Genomic DNA, 19,570 nt, shown 5'->3' on the forward strand with positions numbered 1-19,570 from the left:
GGGATGGGCGGGAACGGACTCGGACGCCCGGTCGGCGGGGTCGAGTTGTCCGGCGGCCGGGTGTACCCCGGAGGCACCTTCGGCGACCAGTTGCGCCCGCCGATGGCGTGGTCGATCGTGGCGCTCAGGTCCGGGTTGCCGCGCGCGCCGGGCAACGCCGCCGGGGCCTGGTGCGTGTAGAGCCTTTCCGGTTGGGCGTCACCAACCAGCCGGAACCCCGTGACCGCGCTGTCCCACTCGATCGACAGCGGCGCCGATGAGGGAACGAGCTCGGCGGTCAGGCCGGTGGGGTCGGCGAAGGTGACGGGCGAGTTGCCCGCGTACGCGTAGCCGTGCAGCTGTTGCGGCGAATCGACGTCCAGGATGGGGTCGACGGAGATGAACGCGCCGGTCTCCGGGTCGTAGTCGCGGGCTCCGAGGTGGGTGAGCCCGGTGGAGGCGTCGGTGGTGCCGCCCACGAAGCCCCGCTCTCCTGGCCAGCCGGACGGCGCGGCGCCGCGCGGGGCGCCGTAGGGCAGCCGGTGCGAGACGGTGACCGTGAGGTCGTCGGCGCTGATCGCCGCGCTCGCCGTGCCGGCGTGGTCGTCGGCGAGCCAGGCCAGCCCGGACCCGGTGCGCACGGCGACCGTGTCACCGTCCACCGTGTAGTACCGGGTGCCGGTGACCGCGCCCGTGGCGGCTTCCAGCCGTAGCTCGGTGTCGCCGAGATAGAGAGTGCTGCCGGCGGGGTCGCGCCGGATCAGCCGCTCGCCGTCCGCGTCGTACTCGAAGGTGGTGACCTTGCCGCCCGCGTCCAGCCCGGCGAACCGACCTTCCGCGGTCCAGGTCAGGGTCTGTCCCGGCCGGGTCACGGTGTTTCCGGCCGCGTCGTACGTGTAGCGGTCCACATCGGATCCGGTGGTCACGCTCTCCAGGCGGTGCGGGCCGGCCCCACCGGCCGCCGGATAGGTGTAGTCGCGGACGGTGTCGCCGCCGGCCGCGTGCCGGACCTCGCGGGTACGGTTGCCTGCGTCGTCGTACCCGTAGGAGTGCCAGTAGGGCGCCGGCCCGCCGAGCGCGGCGAGGCTGGGCCCGGCGGCACAGCCGTCGGCGGCGGTCCAGGCCTCCACCAGGCGCCGCAGCGCGTCGTGGCGGAAGCACTGGGTGTCGCCGGAGGCGGTGTCGGCGGAGGACACGACGTTGCCCGCCGGGTCGTAGCGAAGACCGAGGTTCACGGGGACCTCGCCGGTCTCCAGCTCCGTGCGCAGGCCGGTCAGCCGTCGGGTGCTCTCCTCGTAGCCGTAGGTGCGCATCACGCGGCCGTCGAGGATCCGGTAGCGGAGCTGACCGACCTTGGTGTACCCGGTCTCGATTACGTACTGCGTCAGGCCGGAGCTCACTGTGCCCACCTGGCCGAGCCCGTCGTACGCGGTGGTGACCGTCTCGGCCGGCAGGCCACCGGCGGCCGGCAGCGTGGTGGCTGTCACCTGGCCCACCTGGTTGTACTCCACGGTGGACTCGTACCGGCCGGCGAGGCCGTGTTCGCGACTGGGGATCGTCACCGCAGTACCGGTGGGCCAGCCGTGCGGGTCGTAACCGAGCGTCTCCGTGCGGTATGCCGCGCCGTCGACGTACCGGATGGCCGCCGCCGGCTCGCCCACGCCGCCGGGTGCCGTGTCGTACGTCCACTCGGTGAGCCGGCGCCCGCTCGGCGACCCCTCGAACACCCCGGTCCGCCGGTCGAGGGCGTCGTAGTTGTAGGCGAGGGTGACGCCGCGGGCGTCGCTGACCGACGTCAGCCGGTCCTTGTCGTCGTAGGTCATGGTTGCGGTGCCCTTGTCCGGGTCCTCCACCCGCACCTGCCGGCCCCGCGTGTCGTATCCGAAACGCCACACGTTGCCGGCCGGGTCGGTGATCGAGGAGCGCTGGCCGGCCTTCGTGTAGCCGTACGTGGTGGCGAGGTAGTCACCCTCGGGCTGGTCGCCCGTGTGCTGTCGCAGCTCGATCAGCCGGCCCCGCACGTCGGTGATCCGGGTGGTGGGCGTACCGCCGGCGGGCGGGTCCACACTCACCCGGTCGCCGCCGTAGCTGTAGCTGGTGCGGTGCCGCTCCGCCCCGTACCCGAGCAGGATCTCGGCGCTGGTACGCCCGGCCCCGTCGTACACGATCACCCGCTGCGACGGTACGGCGTCGTGGGCGACCAGCAGCAGCGACGTGCTGGGATCGTCGTCGTTGTGGTAGCCGGTGTTGGTGCGCGCGACCCGGCCGTGCGTGTCGTACAGGGTGTCGGTGACGATCCGGCCGCCGCCCGGCGCGGGTGCCTGGGTCTGCCGCTCCCGCAGCAGGCCGTCATACAGGATGTGGCTGGTGAGGTAGTCGCCGTTTCCGAGCAGCCGGTGGGTGGTGACCACGGCCGGCGCGTCCGTTCGGATCAGGTATTCGTGGCGCACCGTCGGGGTCTGGGTGACCGGCCGGCCGGGCTGCCACGCCGCGGTCAGCCGGCCCAGCGAATCGTAGGCGCGGGCGCCGCGGCGGCCGTTGGCGTCGACCGTGGCGAGGGTGAGGCCACGGGCGGCGTCCAGTTCGGTGACGCTCGCGTGGCCGAGCGGGTTGGTCACCGTCACCTTCGTCACCGGGCCGCCGGTCGCCGGTTGGTACGCCGTGGTCGTCTCCGCCCCCAGCGCGTCCTGCGAGGCGACGATCCGGCCGTGCTGGTCGTACGTCGCGCGCGAGACGGTCACGTATCGCGGTTGCCCGTCATCCCAGGTGGACAACCGCTCGGTCCGGGTGACGTCTCCCCTGGCCGGCGCGGCATCGACCGTGTCAGCGCCGTCGTAGTAGGTGCGCTCGTCGGAGACCACGTCGGCGGGTGCCGGCGTGACACCACACGGCACGGCGGCGGTGAGCACCCGGTTCGGCAGGTCGACCAGCCAGGCGCCGGTGTTGCGGGCGTACGACGTCGTGGTGCAGATATCGTCGCCGGGTACGGCCACGTCCCCGTGGTCGTGCACCTCGATCACACTGCCGTAGCCGTCGTACTTGGTGGTGGTCTTCGTTACCCGTGCCGCGCCGCCGGCGAGGACGGTGCGGGTCTGCACCGACTCCACTTTCAGGATGCGGGCCTCAAGCGGGCCGCTCTCGCGGTCGCGGACGGCGGTTGGATCGGACAGCCACGGCTCCTGGAATTCCGCCGAGATCTCCGCACCGGTCGCTGGGTCCCGGACGATCGTCTCGCGAGCGAACCCGGCCAGCCCCGGCTTGTCCGCGATGGGCTTGCCCTGCGAGTCCTCGACCGTCACCCGCCGGCGGGAGCCGTCCAGGAGCAGGTCGTCGTCCATGCCGCGCATGAACAGGTGTTCGGTGAGGGTCTGCTGACCATCTGGGGTGCCGGTGCGCACCCTCACCCGCTGGAAGCCGCGCCAGGAGCCCCAGGTCTTGAACCGCGCCGGCACCAACTCGGCGGCGTCGTAGCGCCAGGCGGGGCCGGTGTCCACGTACTCGTACTGGGTGACCTTGCGTGGCGCGTTGGTGACCCGGTCGACCTCGGCCACCTCACGCACCACGTACTTGTGGAACCAGCCCAGCTCGGGCGTTGTCGCGCCGTCGGGGAGCCAGTACGCCGGGAAGCAGTCCTTGGCGTTCGCGTCCTGCCGCGGCAGCGTCCCGGCGTCGCACCGCGCGGCCTGGTAGCCGACCTCGGTGACACCGCCCGTCTCGTTGTAGATCCGGGCCAGCCGCCACTTGTTCATCGGCGGCAGTCCGTCGACCGTCCTGATCCGGTTGGGCAGCCGCGCGCCGTCGAACAGCACCTCGGGCAGGTTGGTCGTGCCGCCGACGTGGCCGGTATGGAGGATCGACCGCAGCCACAGGGTGGGGCTGGTGTGGTCGCCGGTGTCCGGGAAGGTGTGACCGAGGGTCCACGAGTCGACGTCGGTGAACTGCCCGCCGGCGCGTACCTGGGTGGTGATCTTCGCGAGCCGCTTCGTCCCCCAGAAGCTGGGGCCGATCGCCGTACAGCTTCCGCCCACGCAGTTCAGGTCCCACGGGGTGTCCGGCCAGTCCGCCGGCTGGGCCTGCTGACAGGCCGAGCCCGGCAGGCAGCGCGGCGCGCTGGTGAAGACCACCCGCGCGGTCGGCTCGGCGCCGGTGCGCTGTCCGTAGTCGATGCGGATCAGGTGGCCACCCCGCACGTACGGCGTGGCGTTGCTCGCCACCCCGGCGCGGGCGTAGTGGTTCACTTCGGTGTCGTAGTGGTGCGTGATCTGGTCGCCGTGGGGGTCGGTGACGGTGTCCAGCGTCCATCGGTACGCCTGGTGGCACCACGAGGTGTCGAAGGACGGCCCGTGGCACGGCTCGCCGACGTCGTTGCCGAAGACCGGCACCGTCCACGTCGACTTCGCCGCGGCGACCAGGCCGAAGGCGTACTGGGTGCCGTCCGGCCCGGTCACCACCCAGTGCTCCCCGTCGTTGTCGCCGTTGCTGGCACCGGTGCGCAACTCCACCCGCCAGCCCTCGTCGTTGGCGACCCGCCACACCTTGCGGCCGGCGTCCCACACCAGTTCCCCGGTGATGCCGGGCAGCACCAGGTGCGCGGCCTGCCCGTCCCAGCACAGGTCTCCCTTGCCGGGCTGTCCGTCCTCGGCGCACGGTGTGTAGGCGCGCTCGATGAACCCCGGCTCGTAGCTGAACCCCTCCCCCAGCCAGGACGCCTGGTTGTTGGTGGACGCGGTCCGCCCGTCCACCACGCTCGAGGTGTACGACAGCGCCACTTTCGGGGTGAGGCCCGGCGCCGGCGGCACCCTCACCGGGTAGCTCCACGAGAAGTCGCCGGACTGAACCCCCACGGCCCAGGTGGCGGACGGCGCCAGCGAGGTCGGGGCGAAGCTGCCGGCGTTGCCGGACGTGCCGGACGTCACCGCGTACGTGGTGCCGGCGGTGGCCGCCGCCCGAAACCTGCCGGTGGCGGTGTCATGCTTCGCCGGTACGACCTTGCCGGTGCCGACGTCGACCACCCGCAACCGGGAGGCGTAGTCGCCGCCGAACGCCCGCCGCAGACCCGAGTAGTCCACCTCCACGGTCGTCGAGCGTCCAGCCTGGAAGGTCAGGCCGGTGGCGGTGCGGCGCAGCACCTTCACTTCGGGCTGTCCGGCGCCGACCGCTCGTACGGTCGGCGCGGTGGTCGCCGGTGCCCGCCGCACCGCCTTGGGGTCCAGAGCTTTGGCGTCCACTGCCAGCGCCGGCCGGGGCGCCTTCGGCGCCACGGTGCCCGCCACCGACCGCACCGGTGCCGGCTTGCGCGGTCTCCACTCGTCCGGTTTCGCCTGCGCGGGAGCCGCCACCGCCACCGAGGCCGCCACCCCCAACGCGACCGCCATCGCCAACGCCGGCCTCCGCCCGCGCACCGTCACTGTGCCCATCAACGCTCACCCACCAGGTTGTCTGAAGTGAAACCCGTACGCGGCAGTCGCCTACTTCCAGGCACTGTCGATCCAGCCGTTGGCGGCCTGACTCGCGAATATGCCGGCCACGGTGCCCGCGACGGCGCCTACGAACGCGCCAGCGGCCGTGCCGACGACAGGAAAGAAGCTTCCGGCTAGCGCGCCTAGGCCCGCGCCGGCCTTGGCACCAGCCCAGACCGTGGCCACGTCAACGCCCGTCTTGACCGCCGCCTTTCCGAGGTTGTCACCCCCGGCGACGTTGCTGTTAAACGTCATCGCCGCCCCGACAGCGCCCAGTCCGCGCCCGCTCCATTTGACGCTCGGCTTGTTCAGCGGGGGTTCCTTGCGATAGGTGTACGCGTCCCTCGAGGCCCACCAATCTTTCTTCCACTTGTCCGCCGTCTTGTCGTAGCTGGCGGCCCCGCTAGGGCCTGCACCCAGGGCTGCCGCAACGCTGCCGGCGGTGCCCAGTTTCTTGGCGGCATCGCGGCCCTTCATCTTCTTGACGTCTTTGGCGATCTTGGCGTTACTGCCATCACACTGACGCGGATTGCCGCACTTCCGCTTCGCCGCCGCGTTGCGGGCCTTCACCTTCTTTGCGTCCTTGGCGTCACATTGACGCGGGTTCGAGCAGTAGCGCTTTGCCGCCTTAGTCGCTCGAGCCTTCATCTTCTTAGCGTCTTTGGCGATCTTGGCGTTACTGCCATCACACTGACGCGGATTGCCGCACCTCGGCGTCGGCTTTGCGCTGCTCTTCTTGGTCTTGGTCTTCGGCTTTTTCGTCTTCGGCTTCTTATGACCCGGGCGGGGTTCGAGCCCATCCGGGTCACTCAGGCTCGCTGGATTGTTGTTGGCGTAGGCGTACCCGTGCATCTGTTGTGGATCGTCTACGTTGATGATCGGATCGACAGAGATGAAGCGGCCGGTCAGCGGGTCATACTCGCGTGCGCCGAGATGGGTCAGGCCCGTGGTGGCATCCATGGTGCCGCCGACGAAACCCTTCTCACCGGGCCACGCGGTAGGCGCTTGTCCACGAGGTGCGCCGTACGGCAGGTGAAGCCGGTGGCTCACCTGCTGGGTGTCGGCGTTGATGACGGTTTCGCCGGTGCCATGGTGGTCGTTGAACAGCCAGTTCAAGCCCGTGACGGTGCGAACCGCGACGGCGGCGCCGTGGAACGCGTAGTAGCGGGTGCCGCTGACACTGCCGGTCTTGGTGTCTAGGCGCAGCTCCGTCCCGCTTAGGTACAGCGTGGTCGCAGCGGGATCCCGGCGGATCAGGCGGTTTCCCTCCGCGTCGTACAGGAACGAAGTGACGTCGTCGCCCGCCGTGACCGACTCCAGGTTGCCCTCGGTGTTCCAGGTCAGGGTCTGGCCCGGGCGGCTGGTGGTGTTGCCGTCGGTGTCGTACTCGTAGGTGTCGGTGCGGGTGCCATTCGGGCCGGTCTGGGTGACCGACCGCAGGGCGTGCGGCTGCGGCGATTCCGCCGCGGGGTACGCGTACGTACGGGTCGTGTCACCTGTGGCGTCGTGCCAAGTCTCGGTGAGCCGGTTGCCGACCTTGTCGAAGGTGTACGAGTGCCAGTACAGTGCCGGACCGCCGAGCTTGTCCAGGCTCGGCCCGCCCGCGCAGTCGTCGTTGGCCGTCCATGCATCGGTGAGCCGTTGCAGGTAGTCGATCGCGAAGCACTGGGTGTCGGTGACCCGGTCCCGCGCCGCGGTCACCAGCTTTTTCAGGTTCCCGGCCGGGTCGTAGGTAAAGCTACGCTCTACCGGCGGTGTCTCGGATACCTCGTCCCGGGTCCGGGACACGGTCAGTCGCCGAGTGCCGGTCTCGTACTCGTACGACTGCTGCAGCCGCTTGCCGTCCTCTCCGCCGAGGATGTACTCGCCCAGCTCGGCCAGGTTCGTATACCCGGTCGACTCGACGTACGTCATCAGGCCGGACAGGGAGACCGGCAACCCCAGCTCGTCGTAGCCGGTCTGCAGGGTCTCAGCCGGCAGTCCGCCCACGCTGGGCAGGGTCACCGCGGTCACCTGGCCGACGTCGTTGTAGGACAATGTGGACTCGTAGCGGCCGGCGAGGGCGCCCTCGACGGCGGGTATGGTCACGGCCGCGCCGGTCACCTGCCCCCGGGCGTCGTAGCCGGTCACCTCACTGCGATAGGCGTGCCCGTTGACGTACCGATGGACGCGACCGGAAGGCCCTTGCCGCGGCTGTCGTAGGTCTGCTCGGTCAGCTTCGTCCCGCTCGTCGACCCCTCGTAGCCGGCGGTCATCCGGCCCAGCGTGTCGTAGCTGTAGGCGATCGTCCGGCCCCGCGAGTCCGTCGTGGTGAGCAACTGGTCCTCGTCGTCGTAGGTCATCGTGGCGGTTCCCTTGTCCGGGTCGTCCACGCGGATCTCGCGGCCACGCAGGTCGTAGTGGTGCCGCCAGACGTTGCCGGCCGGGTCGGTGACCGTGGCGAGTTGGCCGGCCTTGGTGTACGTGTACCGGGTTGCGTCGTACTCCGAGGCGTTCTTGTGCTGGCGCAGCTCGGTCACCCTGCCCTCGGCGTCGAACACCTCGGTGGTGGGGGTGTCGCCGGCAGGTGGGTCCTCGCGCTCCCAGTTGCCGCCGTACGTCATGGTGGTGCGCCACTGCTCGACGCCGTTCACCTTGAAGATCTCGGCGGTCTCGCGGTCGGCGCCGTCGTAGACGTACTGGGTCTGGGCGGGAACCGCGTTGTCGCTGACGGCCAGCAGCGTGGTGTCGGGGGCATCTGGGTTGTGGTACGCGGCATTGGTCTTCGCCACCCGGCCGTGCGAGTCGTAGATGGTGTCGGAGACGATCCGGCCGCCGCCCGGCGCCGGTGCCTGGCGCTGCCGGGGCCGCAGGAAGCCGTCCAGTAGAGCGTGCTCGACGCGGTAGCCGCCGGTACCGAGCAGCGTCTTGGTGGTGACCGCCGAGGGACCGCTGTTGCGGACCAGGTACTGGAACTCCACCTCGGGGTTGTCAGTCCGGGACCGGCCCGGCCCCCACGCCTTCACGAGGCGGCCGAGCGCGTCGTATGCCATCTCGGTGCGTCTGCCGTCCGCGTCAACGACCAGCACCGGCGAGCCGGTCGCCGGGTGCAGGCCGGTCACCGTCTGGTGCCCGAGCGCATTGGTCACCCGCACCTCGGTCACCGGAGAGCCGACCGCCGGCGCGTACGCAGTGGTCGTCTTGGCGCCGAGAGCGTCGTACTCTTCGATTACGCGTCCGTGCGCGTCATACACCTTGCGGCCCATCGTGGTGTAGACCGCGCCGTTCTCGCCCCAGGACGACAACTCCTCACCACGGGTCGCGTCGCCCTTGGTGGGGGCCACGCCGAGGGTGTTCGATCCGTCGTAGTAGACCCGGACATCGGCGATCACGTCTGTTGGGCGGTTCGGGTTGGTGCCGCAGGCGACACTCACCGTTTCGATGCGGTGCGACAGGCCGATTAGCCAATCGTCCAGATTGGGGGTGTAGCTGGTCCTCTGGCACCGGTCGTCGCTGGTAGTGGACAGATCGCCGCGGTCGTCGGTCATGATGTGGACGCCGTAGGAATCGTAGGAGTGAATCTCCTCGGTCTCCCGGTAGCCGCCACCGGCGAGGGCGGTGCGGGTGTAGGTCCGCTTCACCTCCGTGACGTAGGCGCTGAGATCACCCGAGGCGCGGCGGCGTACAGCGTTCGGACCGATGACCACCGGCTCGTTGAGCTCACGTTCGATCTCGGGGCCGCCGTCGCCGTTGTAGATGATCTCCTCGTGGGCGAACCCACGCAGCACCGGCAGGTCGGGCTGGCCGTTGACCTCGTCCTTCTTGGTGGTGCCGTCGAACTTCCTGTCTCCGTACATGCCCCGGAAGAAGCGGTGCTCGACCAGGGTACGGACGGTGCCCGGCGCGCCGCTGCGGACCTTGACGGTCTGGTAGCCACGCCACTGGCCCCAGGTCTTCAGCTCCGTGGGCACGAGTTCGGCGTCGTCGTGGTGCCAGGCGGCGTCGCCCACGTACTCGTACGAGGTGACCTCGTCCGGGGAACCGCCGACCCGGTCGATCTCGCGGACCTGCGTGACCAGGTACTTGTGGAACCAGTCGAGCCTGGGCTCGGTGGCACCCGGGGGCGTCCAGTAGGCCGGGAAGCACGGATGTCCGTTGGTATCGGCGGCGGGAATGCTGCCGGCCGTGCAGCCGGCCGGGGCGTATGTGACCTCGATCAGGCCGCCCGTCTCGGTCTGCACCCGGGTGAGCCGCCACTTGCGCATCGACGCAAGGCCGTCGCCGGAGGTGATCCGGTTGTCTCGCAGCACGCCGTCGAAGTTCACCTCCGGGGTGCTGAGCGTGCCGCCGACGTGCCCGGTGTGGACAATCGACTCGAGCCAGATGCTGGGACTTGTGCCGTCGTCGGTGGCCGGGAAGAGGTGGTTGAAGGTCCACGAGTTGACGTCGGTGAACTGCCCGGTGGTGCGCACCTGGGTGGTGACTCGCGCCAGGCGTTTGGTGCCGAAGAACACCGGCGACGTAGCGCTGCACACGCCACCGTCACACTGCTGGTCCCACGGCACGTCGGGCCAGTCGGCCGGCCGCGAACGCTCGCACGGCGAGCCGGGGACGCACCGGTCCGCAGCGGTGAACACGACCCGCGCGGCCGGCTCGGTCTGGCCCTCACGCAGGCCGTAGTCGATCCGGGCGAGCTGGCCGGCACGCACGTACGGGGTGGCGTTGCCGGCGGACCCGGATCGCCCATAGTGGTTGATCTCGGTGTCGTACGCGTACGCTATCGCGTCGCCGTGCCGGTCCACGACGTAGTCCAGCATCCACCGGTACGCCTGCTGGCACCATGATGCGGTGAACGACGCGGCGTTGCACGGCTCGCCGGGCTGGTTGCCGAAGACCGGCACCGTCCACGCCGACTTGGCCGGCTCGCTGCGGCCGAAGAAGTACTGGGTGCCCTCGGGGGAGGTCAGCCGCCAGTACTCGCCGTCGTTGTCGCCGTTGGGCGCACCGAACAGCTGCTCCACGCGCCAGCCGTCGTCCTCCTCCGCCCGCCAGAGCCGCTTGCCCGCGTCCCACACCAGCTCGCCGGCGATGCCCGGCAGCGCAACCACCGCGTTGGCGGACGCGTAGCACAGGTCACCGGTGGGGGCGGTGTTGTTGCCGCCGGCCATGTCGGAGCCGCAGGAGGTGTACTGACGCTCGATGAAGCCTGGTTGGAAGTCGAAGCCGTCGCCGATCCACGACGCCTGGTTGTTGGTGGAGGCAGTCCGGCCGTCGATGGCGCCGGAGGAGTACGACAGGGCCAGCGACGGCTCCATTCCGGCCACCGATGGCGCCGCCAGCGGGTAGGACCAGGTGAAGTCGCCGGACTGCAGGCCGACCTCCCACATCGCCGACGGCGCCAGCGAGGTCGGTTCGAAGCTGCCGGCGCTGCCGCTCGGGGTCGAGGCCACGGCGTACACCGCCTTCGGTCCCGCGCCGCTGGCGTTGACCGGACCGCGGATCCGGCCGGCCTTGACGTCGTTGCTGGCCGCCACTGGCGTTCCCGCCACGCACTCGGGTCGGCGCGGCGTCGACAGGGCGCAGTCGGGCATCCGGACCAGGGCCAGCCGGGCGGCGTAGTCACCGCCGAAGGCGTGCCGGAAGCCGGAGTAGTCGACGTCCACAGTGACGGCTCCGGGCGCGGAAAGGCCGTCGGTACGCCGAAGTCGGAACAGGACGCCATCCACTCCGGCCTGTTCGGCCACGGACCGGTCGAGCAGCTCCACCCGTACCCGGGCCGGAGCATCGGCGCCGCGCGGCGCGATCGAGACCGGAAGGCCGGCGGCCCGCGCCGCCGGGGCGCGCGTGCCGGCCAACGCCACCTCGGCGCTGCCCGCCTTGGGCCACGTCACAGCCGGCGCCTTCGTCACGGCGCCGGCCACCGCCGGATCGGCCGGGCGCGGCCGCGGGCGCAGGACGGTGCCCCGCACCGGCTTGGACTGCCGCACCGCCGACCAGTCCGGCGTGCGGGGTTCGGCGGCTCGGGCCGGTACGGCGAGCAGGCCGGCCACCAAGGCGAGCGTCACACCACCCGCAGTCGCCACCCGGGCACGGCTGGGCGTCGCGCGGGGTGCGAATACACGAAGACGGTGCAGCCAGGGCCATCGATGAGACGTTCGCATCCGTGGTCCTCTCCTCGTCCGCTCAGCATGGTGGGCGGCGTGGTCCGGGCCGGCGGAGGACGGTGCGGGGGGCAGCCGTTCTCCGACGACGCGGACAGTCAGCCCTGTCAATCTGAACGAGCGGCCTAGCCCAAACCTTGGGGAAAGCTTGAATGCGCTGGTGAACGGCTCTGCGCATAGTGCAGTGCCGATGTCGACCGGGCCGGGTGCACCGGTCAGGGCAGCTGGGTGAGCGCCGCCCGCACCCGGTCGGCTTCCGGATGGCGAAGCTGTTCGAGGATTTCCAGGGCCCGGCGCCAGGCGTCACGGGCCGCCGCGTGGTCGCCATCGGCCTGGCATGCCTCGGCTAGGCCACGCAGCGCGTCCGCCTCGCTGTACCGGTCGCCGAGTTCCCTGCACAGCGCCACCGCGCGCCGGTAGCAGGCGGTGGCCCGCCGGTACTCACCCCGGCGGTGGTGGACGAATCCCAGGGTGTCCCACGCGGCCGCCTCGGGATGCCGATGCGAGTCCTGGCCGAGCAGGTCCAGCGCCTCCTGGCAGTGGTCCAGCGCCTGCTGGTGGTCGCCGCTGTGCGCGCACACCCAGGCGGCGTTGTTCAACGCCATGGCCTGGCCGACCTTGTCGCCGGCCTGCCGGTACAGATCGAGGGCCCGCTGGTTGTGCGCGACCGCGTCCGCCCGCCGGCCGCGCCGCTCGCACAGCCCGCCCAGGCCGCGCCGGGCGTGCGCCTCGCCGACCGCGTCGCCAAGCGCGGCGAAAATGGCGATGGCCTGCCGGTAGAGGGCGTCCGCGTCGTCGTACCGCCGCAGCCGGGCATGGGCACGCGCGAGGCTGTAGCAGGCGTTGCCCTCCGCGGCCCGGTCGGACAACCGCCGGGCGGCCGTGACCGCCGCGCTCTGCACGGTGGTCAACTCGTCCCAGTGCCCGCCGTCCTCCAGGTGGTATCGCAGGGCGAAGGCGAGCCGGCACAGGTGAGCGTCGAACCCGGCGTCAGCCGCTTGGCGGCACAGCGCGATCAGTACGCCGTGTTCGGCCCGGAACCACGCCACCGCCTGATCGCGGTGCTGAAAGTCTCCCGGCTCGGCGGATCCGTCCGGGTCTCGCGTCCGGTCGGCGGCCTCGGCGAGCCGCGTGTAGTGCTCGAGCAGCCGGCGCAGCGCGGCGTGCCGGTCCGCCGGCGGATGCTCGTGCTGGGCGCGTTCGGCCGCGTACAGGCGTATCAGGTCGTGCAGCCGGTAGCGGTCGGGGCTGTGCTGCTCCACCAGATGCGCGTCGGTGAGCTCACCCAGCACCACCCGGCAGGTGGCCGGCGACAGGTCGGTCAGGCTGGCGATCGCCGGAGCGCTCAGATCCGGACCGGCTGGGACGCCGAGCAACGCGAACGCCCGGTCGGCCGCCGGCGTCAACGCGCGGCACGAGGCGGCGAAGACTGCGCGCAGGCTGGCCGTCAGATCGTCGGCGTGCAGCGAATCCAGCCGGGTGGCATCGTCGCGCAACTGCTGGGCCAGAGCCGCCAGCGGCAGGTGCGGGTGCGTGACCGCATGGGCGGCGACGACGCCGAGCGCCAGTGGCAGCCCGCCGCACTGGGCCAGGATCCCGGAGACGCTGTCCGGCTCGGCCGCGACGCGGCGCCGCCCCATCACGCCGGCCAGCAGGCTCGCGGCCTCCTCGTCGGCGAGCAGGCCCAGCCTGAGCGGAACGGCACCATGGGCGGTGACCAGGCCGGTGAGGTTGCGCCGGCTGGTGACCAGCACCGTGCACGTACCGACACCCGGCAGCAGCGGCACCACTTGGGCGGTGTCGCGGGCGTTGTCCAGCATGATCAGCATCCGTCGCCCCGCGACGAGGCTGCGGTAACGCCCCGCCAGCGCGTCGGCCTCCGCCGGCATCGACGCGGGCGGAACGCCGAAAGCGTCGAGAAAGCCACGCAGCGCCGTCGCGGCCGGCATCGGCTCGGCCACCGGATCAAAGCCGAGCAGGTTGACGTACAGCTGCCCGTCGGGGAACTCGGCAAGGCTGTCGCCGGCCCACCTCAACGCCAGCCAGCTCTTACCGATCCCGCCCGGCCCGCTGATTGTCACGACAGAACCCTGACCGTCCACACCGGCGGGCGGTAGCGCCACGCGCCCTAGCCGTGCGAGCTCACCGACGCGCCCCACGAACTGGGTCGGCGGCGCGGGAAGTTGCCGTGGCCCGGCCAGCCCGGGCTGCGGCGAGGCGGCCACGGAGGGGTCGGCGTTGAGAATGCGCCGGTACAGCTCCCGCAACTCCGGCTGCGGCTCGATGCCCAGCGCTTCGGACAGCTCACCGCTCAACTGGCGGTAGCGCTCCAGCGCCTCGGCTTGCTGGCCGCTGCGGTACAGGACGAGCATGAGCTGGCCGACCAGCCGCTCGTCCAGCGGGTACTCGATGCTCTGGCGGCACAGCTCGGGCAGGATCGCGCCGTGCCGGCCAAGCCGGAGCGCGGCGTCGGCGCGATCGCGCTGCGCCGCCACCCGCTCGCGGTGCAGGCCCTGCCGTTGCAGGTCGAGCCATGGCGTGTCCAGGTGCGCGAACGGCTCGCCCCGCCACAACTCCAGAGCCTCGTCGAACAGGCGTAACGCCTTCTCGTCGTCGTCTGCGGCACCGGCCCGCGCCACGAGGTCACGGAAGCGGTACAGGTCGATCGCGGCCGGGTCGACGGCGAGCAGGTACCCGCCGGACCGCCGCTCCAGGCGCACCTCGGCGGACCCGGCCAGCAGCCGCCGCAGCCGCGACAGGTACGTGTAGAGCCCGTCCCGGGCGCGCTGTGGCCCACGGCCGCCCCACACCCGCTCCAGCAGCTCGTCGGTGCGCACCACGTTGTTCGCATCGACCAGCAGTGCTGTCAGCACGCAGCGCTGGCGGGCGTGCCCCGGATCAATTAGTTGATCATGAAGGCGGATCTCGACGTCACCGAGCAGCCCGAACCGAACCGCCAACCCAGCAGCCTCCCCCGCACCGCCCGAAGCCACGCGCGCACCCTGCGAAAAGGTTCTCACAAGGCTTCGTCGCGGTGTACCCCATCGCATAGAGCGCGGTCTAACTCCACTACTCGTGCCCGCCAAACGGCGCGTCTACCCGCACCGGCGGGATGGCCGCGATGAGCGGGTGGAGTTGGGTGACGTCGTGCCGGTTACGGCCCGGGAGCAAGCTGGCGCTGTACCGGCGCCGTGCCCTTGCCAAGGACGTCGGCGTCGCTCCCGATGGCACCGGATCGCACCGGCTCACGATCGGCGGCGATGCCGGTCCTTTCACCGACCCGGACGGGTTTGCATGGGAGGCCGCATCGCTGGCACCCACGCCCTGATGTGTCACTGCTGCCTGCCCTACTGGCCGCCGATCACGCTACCTCGACCTACTGATCGGCTCCGCTCAGATCTGGGCTCAACGGATCGGTGCCGTCGGCAAAGTCGGCGACGAGCGAGTCCGGGGCACGCATGCGCCACGCGTCGGTGACGAGTTCCTTCAGGCGGTCGACGTTCACCTGCGCCAGCCGCAGCATGACCAGGGGCAGCCCGTCGTACGCGGGCGTGGTGAAGAAAGCCTCGGGCTCGCCGAGGAGTAACGCCTGCTTCTCCGCTTCGTCGCCGACGTACAGCACTGCGATATCGGTCCGGATACGGCGCGACGTACCGGGTCTGCGCTCGGGGTAGGACCAGACGAACCCTTTGTCGGCGACCCGGAAGTCGAAGCCCTCACTGTCGATCTCGACCACATGAGGCAGCGCCAGCGCCAGGTGACGGACATCGTCGGCGTCAGCCATCGCGGTTGCTCCTCGACACCGCCTTCTGCATACGCACAGGCTAACCGCTGCACCGGACCCGATCTCCGCCGGCTCGCAGACCCGACAGCGAGGCGAGGGAGGCTGGTAGCCCCTGGTCCTGCTGATCACGGAACGGTTCACGCTGATCGTCGTCGGGCAGGCATCCCTCCCCTGCGCGTTGTGGTATCGCTTGGGTACATCTGAATCTTCACTGGGCCGAAGTGGTAGTTCTGCCGCAGTTAGACAATCTTGTAGACCATGTCGGCGTGGGTGCCCCTCGGGCTGGCGACACGGCCGGCTGGAGCGGTCCCGCAGACCCGCAAGCCCCACCGATCATGACCGGCGATCGTCCCGGGGAGATCGATGAGGGTGGCGGTGCGGCGTGGCAATGGTCAGCAGGTAGGTGGAGTGAACCACGGTTGGTTCTAGTCGTGGTCGTTGCGCCTGGAGGTGTCCCGCCGTCCGGGCCCAGAATCCGGTGGCGGCGTCCAGCGTGGGGAAGTCGAAGCGTACGGCTGTTGTGGTGGTTGTGACGGTGGTTTGCTCCGGGCCGAACAGCCGGTATCCGGTCACCGGCAGTCCTCCCGCGATGTGGTGTCGGTGCTCGGCTGGAGGCGTTGCCGGGCAAGGTTCGTGGCCGCGGCGGCGGGTGTGACACCGGCCCGCGCCGCGTCGCGCAGGACTCGGGCGAGGGTGTCGCCGATGCGCAGGACGCGGGCGGCGGCTTGTTGGCTGGTTTCGTGGTGCAGTTCGACGGCGGTGGCGTGGATGATGCCCCCCGCGCTGACGACGACGTCCGGCGCCCAGACGATGCCGCGCCGGTGGAGCAGCGCGGCGGTGGCTGGCGCGTCGAGCTGGTTGTTGGCCGGACCGGCGATCGCGGCGCAGCGCAGCCGCGTGACGGTGTCGGGGGTGAAGACGCCGCCGAGTGCGGCCGGCACCAGCACGTCCACGTCGGACGCCAGGGCCTCGTCGGGAGGCAGCCAGGTGGCGCCGAGTTCGTCGGCGACGGATCGCTTGCTGGTGTCGATGTCGGTGACGACGAGTTCGGCTCGGGTGGCGGCAAGGTGCCGGGCGAGGCGGGCGCCGACCCGGCCGAGGCCGAGGATCGCGAAGCGGCGACCGGCCAGTTGCGGCGAGCCGAACACGGATTCGCATACGGCGTGCAGGGCCGCGACGACGCCGGTGGCGGTGTGGGTGGAGGAGTCGCCGCTGCCACCGGCCTCTGGTGGCCGGCAGAAGACGTACTGGGTGCGTTCGTCGATGACGGCCATGTCTTGTGGGCCGGTGCCGACGTCCGGGCCGGTCGCGTAGATGCCGTCCAGTACGGCGATCGTGTCCGCGACATCCAGCAGGACTGCCCGACGGGCGGCCGGGTCGAGGGTGTGCCCGGGTGGGATCGCGACGACGGTCTTGCCGCCGCCGTTCGGCAGGCCGGCGACGGCGCACTTGTCCGTCATCGCCGCGGACAGGCGCAGGGCGTCGCTGAGCGCATCGGTCCAGCGTGAGTAGGTGGTGAGCCGGCAGCCGCCGATCGCCTGCCCGAGGGTGGTGGAGTGTACGGCCACGATGACCGGTAGCCCGGATCGCGGCCCGCGCTGGATGTGGACTTGCTCGTGGTCGAGTGGCGTGGCGCGGTTGGCGAGATGTTGCTGGTTCACGATCGTCCTATCCGAGCAGCGGGAGGCGTTTGGTGAGCGCGGCGATCCTGTTGCGCGGGCCATGAAGGGCCACGGCGAGATACTCCAGGTCGGAGTCGGGAGCCGCGGCGAGGTCGTCGAGATAGGTGGTGTAGTCACGGGCGCGCTGGGCGATCTGCGTGAAGCCGACCGCCGTGATGTCGTCCCGGACTCGTGCCCTTGTATGCAGATCGGCTATCTGGTGCCGGTCGGCGGTGAGGATCGGGACGGGGTGGGTGTTGAGGCCGGCGTGGATGCCGCCGGAGGCGTCTTTGCCGTCGGCGCCGAGCAGGTGCGGCAGCCGGCCGCCGAGGCTCAAACCGAGCACGGCGGCGGCGTTGGTCGCGAGGTTCGGGGCGAGCCCGTCGCGGACCACTATCACGATCTTGGTTTCCAGGCCCATTAGCGATCTCCGTTACACGGTCGGCTGGCGTGCAAGAAGGTAGCCGCTCGCACGGCTAAAGTGATCACAAGCCGAACGATATTCGGCCTGCACGGGAAAGGAGTGGTCGTGGACGAACTTGATTCGGCGATCGTGCGGCACCTTCAGCGGGATGCTCGGCAGACCAACCGAGACCTGGCCAGAACCCTCGGCATCGCCCCTTCCACCTGCCTGGAAAGGGTCCGTGCGCTACGTGATCGCGGGGTGATCACCGGCTACCACGCCGAAATCAGCCTGCCGGCTCTCAACCGGCACGTGCAGGCCCTACTCCACGTCCAGATCCGGCCGCTCAGCCGACAGGTCATCGAAGGCTTCAAGCAGTACGTCACCGGGCTGCCCGAGGTGCTGTCCGTGTTCGTGGTCGCCGGCGGCGACGACTTCCTCGTTCACGTCGCCGTGCCCGGTGTCGACGCCCTGCACGCCTTCCTCATGGACAAGTTCAGCAAGCGGCGGGAGATCGTCGGCTTCCGCAGCTCGATCATCTACCAACACTCCCGCAACCACGTCATCACGCCCCTAACCAGGAGCTAACGTCGGAGAGGGTCGCCCCGAGAACTTGACACGCGTGATTGTCGACAGGAAAGGATGGGCAATGACGTCAGTCCTCTCGACGCCGCCCGCCATCTCCGCCGGCACGCTCGCCGACGGTCCGCAACCCGTGCTCTCCGCCACCGGGGGCCTGCTGCTGCGGCCCTGGGAGGCGACCGACGCCCCAGTTTTCTTCGCCGCCTATCGCGACTCCGAGATTCGGCGTTGGCACACCCGCCAACCCGTATCGGAGGACCAGGTCCGCGGATGGTTCGACCAGTATCGCCAGGACTGGGCACAGGAGAAGGGCGCGCATTGGGCGGTGATCCGCCGCGACGGTGAGGTGCTCGGGCGCATTGCAATGCGCGGAATAGATCTCGATGACGGTGTCGCTAACTGCGCCTACTGGGTACTTCCAGCCGCCCGCGGCGCAGGCGTGGCCTCCCGCGCGCTGACGGCCCTGAGCGTCTGGGCCCTTGGCGAGACTGGTTTCCACCGCCTGGAGTTGGATCACTCGACCCGCAACAAAGCCTCGTGCCGCGTCGCCACCAAGTCCGGCTTCCTGTTGGAGGGCACCAAGCGGAGCGCCGCCATCCATTCCGACGGCCGGCACGACATGCACCTGCACGCCCGCATCCGGGGTAACGAGAGGATGCCGCAGTGACCGACGGACGCCTCGGCAGGGCGCTCGACATGGGCACGCGCGCTTGGTGGTGTCTCGTCGGGCGCCGGGTGGACCTGGAAGGCGACCAGCGATGGCTGGACGCGCCTACCTGTGGTCCTGGACCGGTTGGGGCCTCCTGGCTCACCGCTGAGGCCGACCGGGTCGGCGGTGCCTTGCGCGAGAATGTGGCGGGCGGCGGGCTGTTGTCTTCCATGTCGGTTCTGGACGGTGCAGGGTTTCGCGCTGCCGATCTGGACCGGACGGTCCGTCACTTCTACGAGCACACCGCGTGCTGGCGGATGGAGGTCTGGGCGCAGTGGTCAGCCCTGTTCCAGCCGGGCGGTGAGTTGGTCAGTCGGCTCTTCGGCCGCCGCGTCCAGCAGCTCGCCCTGCCTACCCGTCCGCTCGACGTCGCACATGGCATGGACTCGCGTGTCGTGCACCTGGTCGACGCCAAAGGCGAGCAGCACGCGGCCGGCTGGCTGCGGACCCTGTCTGCCACCGGTGAGTTCGTCTACAGCGGCTGCTACTCGGCCCGGCTGCTGCCCGGCTCGGAGCAGCCCTCGGTGCACGTGGCGTTTCCGTTGGAGTCCGGCAACGTACAGGTCTTCCTGCGTCCCAGCGTCCAGGCCGACGGTTCGTTGGTGCTGTCCTCGCCTTCCGGAGTCTTCGGCGGCGACGGAGCCTATGTCGTGGTGCGGGGCGGCGGTGGCGAAGCCTACGCCGCGCGTGTCCCGATCCACGAGCGCTTCCACGTCTACCGGGATCGCCGAGGCGTGCTGCGCACCGACCACGAGTTGTGGTTCTACCGTGCGCTTGTGCTCCGCCTGCACTACCGGCTGGAACCGGTCTGACCCGTGCCGGAGGAACGGACGCCGGCGGCTCCATTGTGATC

At 70.4% G+C, this 19,570-nt stretch carries 10 protein-coding genes; 3 read left to right on the forward strand and 7 right to left on the reverse strand.

All coding sequences use genetic code 11. The annotated features are described in order from the left end of the window. The 7 genes from C1I99_RS34480 to C1I99_RS02650 all read right to left on the reverse strand — a co-directional run. A partial coding sequence (locus C1I99_RS34480) for an RHS repeat domain-containing protein (protein WP_146603870.1) occupies positions 1-5,396 on the reverse strand: 5,396 nt, incomplete at its 3' end. Between the two features lie 51 nt (positions 5,397-5,447). Continuing rightward, a complete protein-coding gene (locus C1I99_RS02620) occupies positions 5,448-7,568 on the reverse strand; it encodes an RHS repeat domain-containing protein (protein ID WP_111132556.1) in 2,121 nt (706 codons plus the stop codon). Further along, positions 7,565-11,482: a hypothetical protein gene (locus tag C1I99_RS02625; protein ID WP_158553933.1), complete on the reverse strand. Its 3,918-nt coding sequence runs from the start codon at positions 11,480-11,482 to the stop codon at positions 7,565-7,567. Before C1I99_RS02625 ends, C1I99_RS02620 begins: the two co-directional genes overlap by 4 nt. A 311-nt stretch (positions 11,483-11,793) precedes the next feature. Beyond that, positions 11,794-14,538 carry an AfsR/SARP family transcriptional regulator gene (locus C1I99_RS02630; protein ID WP_199561904.1) on the reverse strand — a complete coding sequence of 915 codons (2,745 nt, stop codon included), beginning with the start codon at positions 14,536-14,538 and terminating at the stop codon, positions 11,794-11,796. A 416-nt stretch (positions 14,539-14,954) separates the two neighbouring features. Then, positions 14,955-15,362: an MmcQ/YjbR family DNA-binding protein gene (locus tag C1I99_RS02640; RefSeq protein WP_111132558.1), complete on the reverse strand. Its 408-nt coding sequence runs from the start codon at positions 15,360-15,362 to the stop codon at positions 14,955-14,957. Positions 15,363-15,931: 569 nt separating this feature from the next. After that, positions 15,932-17,023: a Glu/Leu/Phe/Val dehydrogenase family protein gene (locus C1I99_RS02645; protein WP_233512278.1), complete on the reverse strand. Its 1,092-nt coding sequence runs from the start codon at positions 17,021-17,023 to the stop codon at positions 15,932-15,934. Positions 17,024-17,030: 7 nt separating this feature from the next. Continuing rightward, a complete protein-coding gene (locus C1I99_RS02650) occupies positions 17,031-17,444 on the reverse strand; it encodes a DUF2000 domain-containing protein (protein ID WP_111132560.1) in 414 nt (137 codons plus the stop codon). 108 nt (positions 17,445-17,552) lie between these two features. On the opposite strand from C1I99_RS02650, the gene C1I99_RS02655 reads away from it, so the two are divergent. The 3 genes from C1I99_RS02655 (at position 17,553) to C1I99_RS02665 (ending at position 19,529) form a co-directional block, all read left to right on the forward strand. Next, the gene (locus C1I99_RS02655) at positions 17,553-18,014 is read left to right on the forward strand and encodes an Lrp/AsnC family transcriptional regulator (protein WP_111132594.1); all 462 of its coding nucleotides are present in this window, start codon (positions 17,553-17,555) and stop codon (positions 18,012-18,014) included. Positions 18,015-18,075: 61 nt separating this feature from the next. Then, positions 18,076-18,675, forward strand: coding sequence for a GNAT family N-acetyltransferase (locus C1I99_RS02660; RefSeq protein WP_111132561.1), 600 nt, complete (start codon positions 18,076-18,078; stop codon positions 18,673-18,675). Beyond that, positions 18,672-19,529 carry a hypothetical protein gene (locus C1I99_RS02665; protein ID WP_233512279.1) on the forward strand — a complete coding sequence of 286 codons (858 nt, stop codon included), beginning with the start codon at positions 18,672-18,674 and terminating at the stop codon, positions 19,527-19,529. Before C1I99_RS02660 ends, C1I99_RS02665 begins: the two co-directional genes overlap by 4 nt. Positions 19,530-19,570 lie beyond the last annotated feature (41 nt).

It is taken from the genome of Micromonospora deserti (assembly GCF_003236335.1).
Taxonomy (GTDB): Bacteria; Actinomycetota; Actinomycetes; order Mycobacteriales; family Micromonosporaceae; genus Micromonospora; species Micromonospora deserti.

What these genes read in the sequence shown, in the direction of transcription:
- C1I99_RS02640 (WP_111132558.1), bottom strand. Translation starts at nt 15,362, where the DNA reads ATGGCTGACGCCGACGATGTCCGTCACCTGGCGCTGGCGCTGCCTCAT.
- C1I99_RS02650 (WP_111132560.1), bottom strand. Translation starts at nt 17,444, where the DNA reads ATGGGCCTGGAAACCAAGATCGTGATAGTGGTCCGCGACGGGCTCGCC.
- C1I99_RS02660 (WP_111132561.1), top strand. Translation starts at nt 18,076, where the DNA reads ATGACGTCAGTCCTCTCGACGCCGCCCGCCATCTCCGCCGGCACGCTC.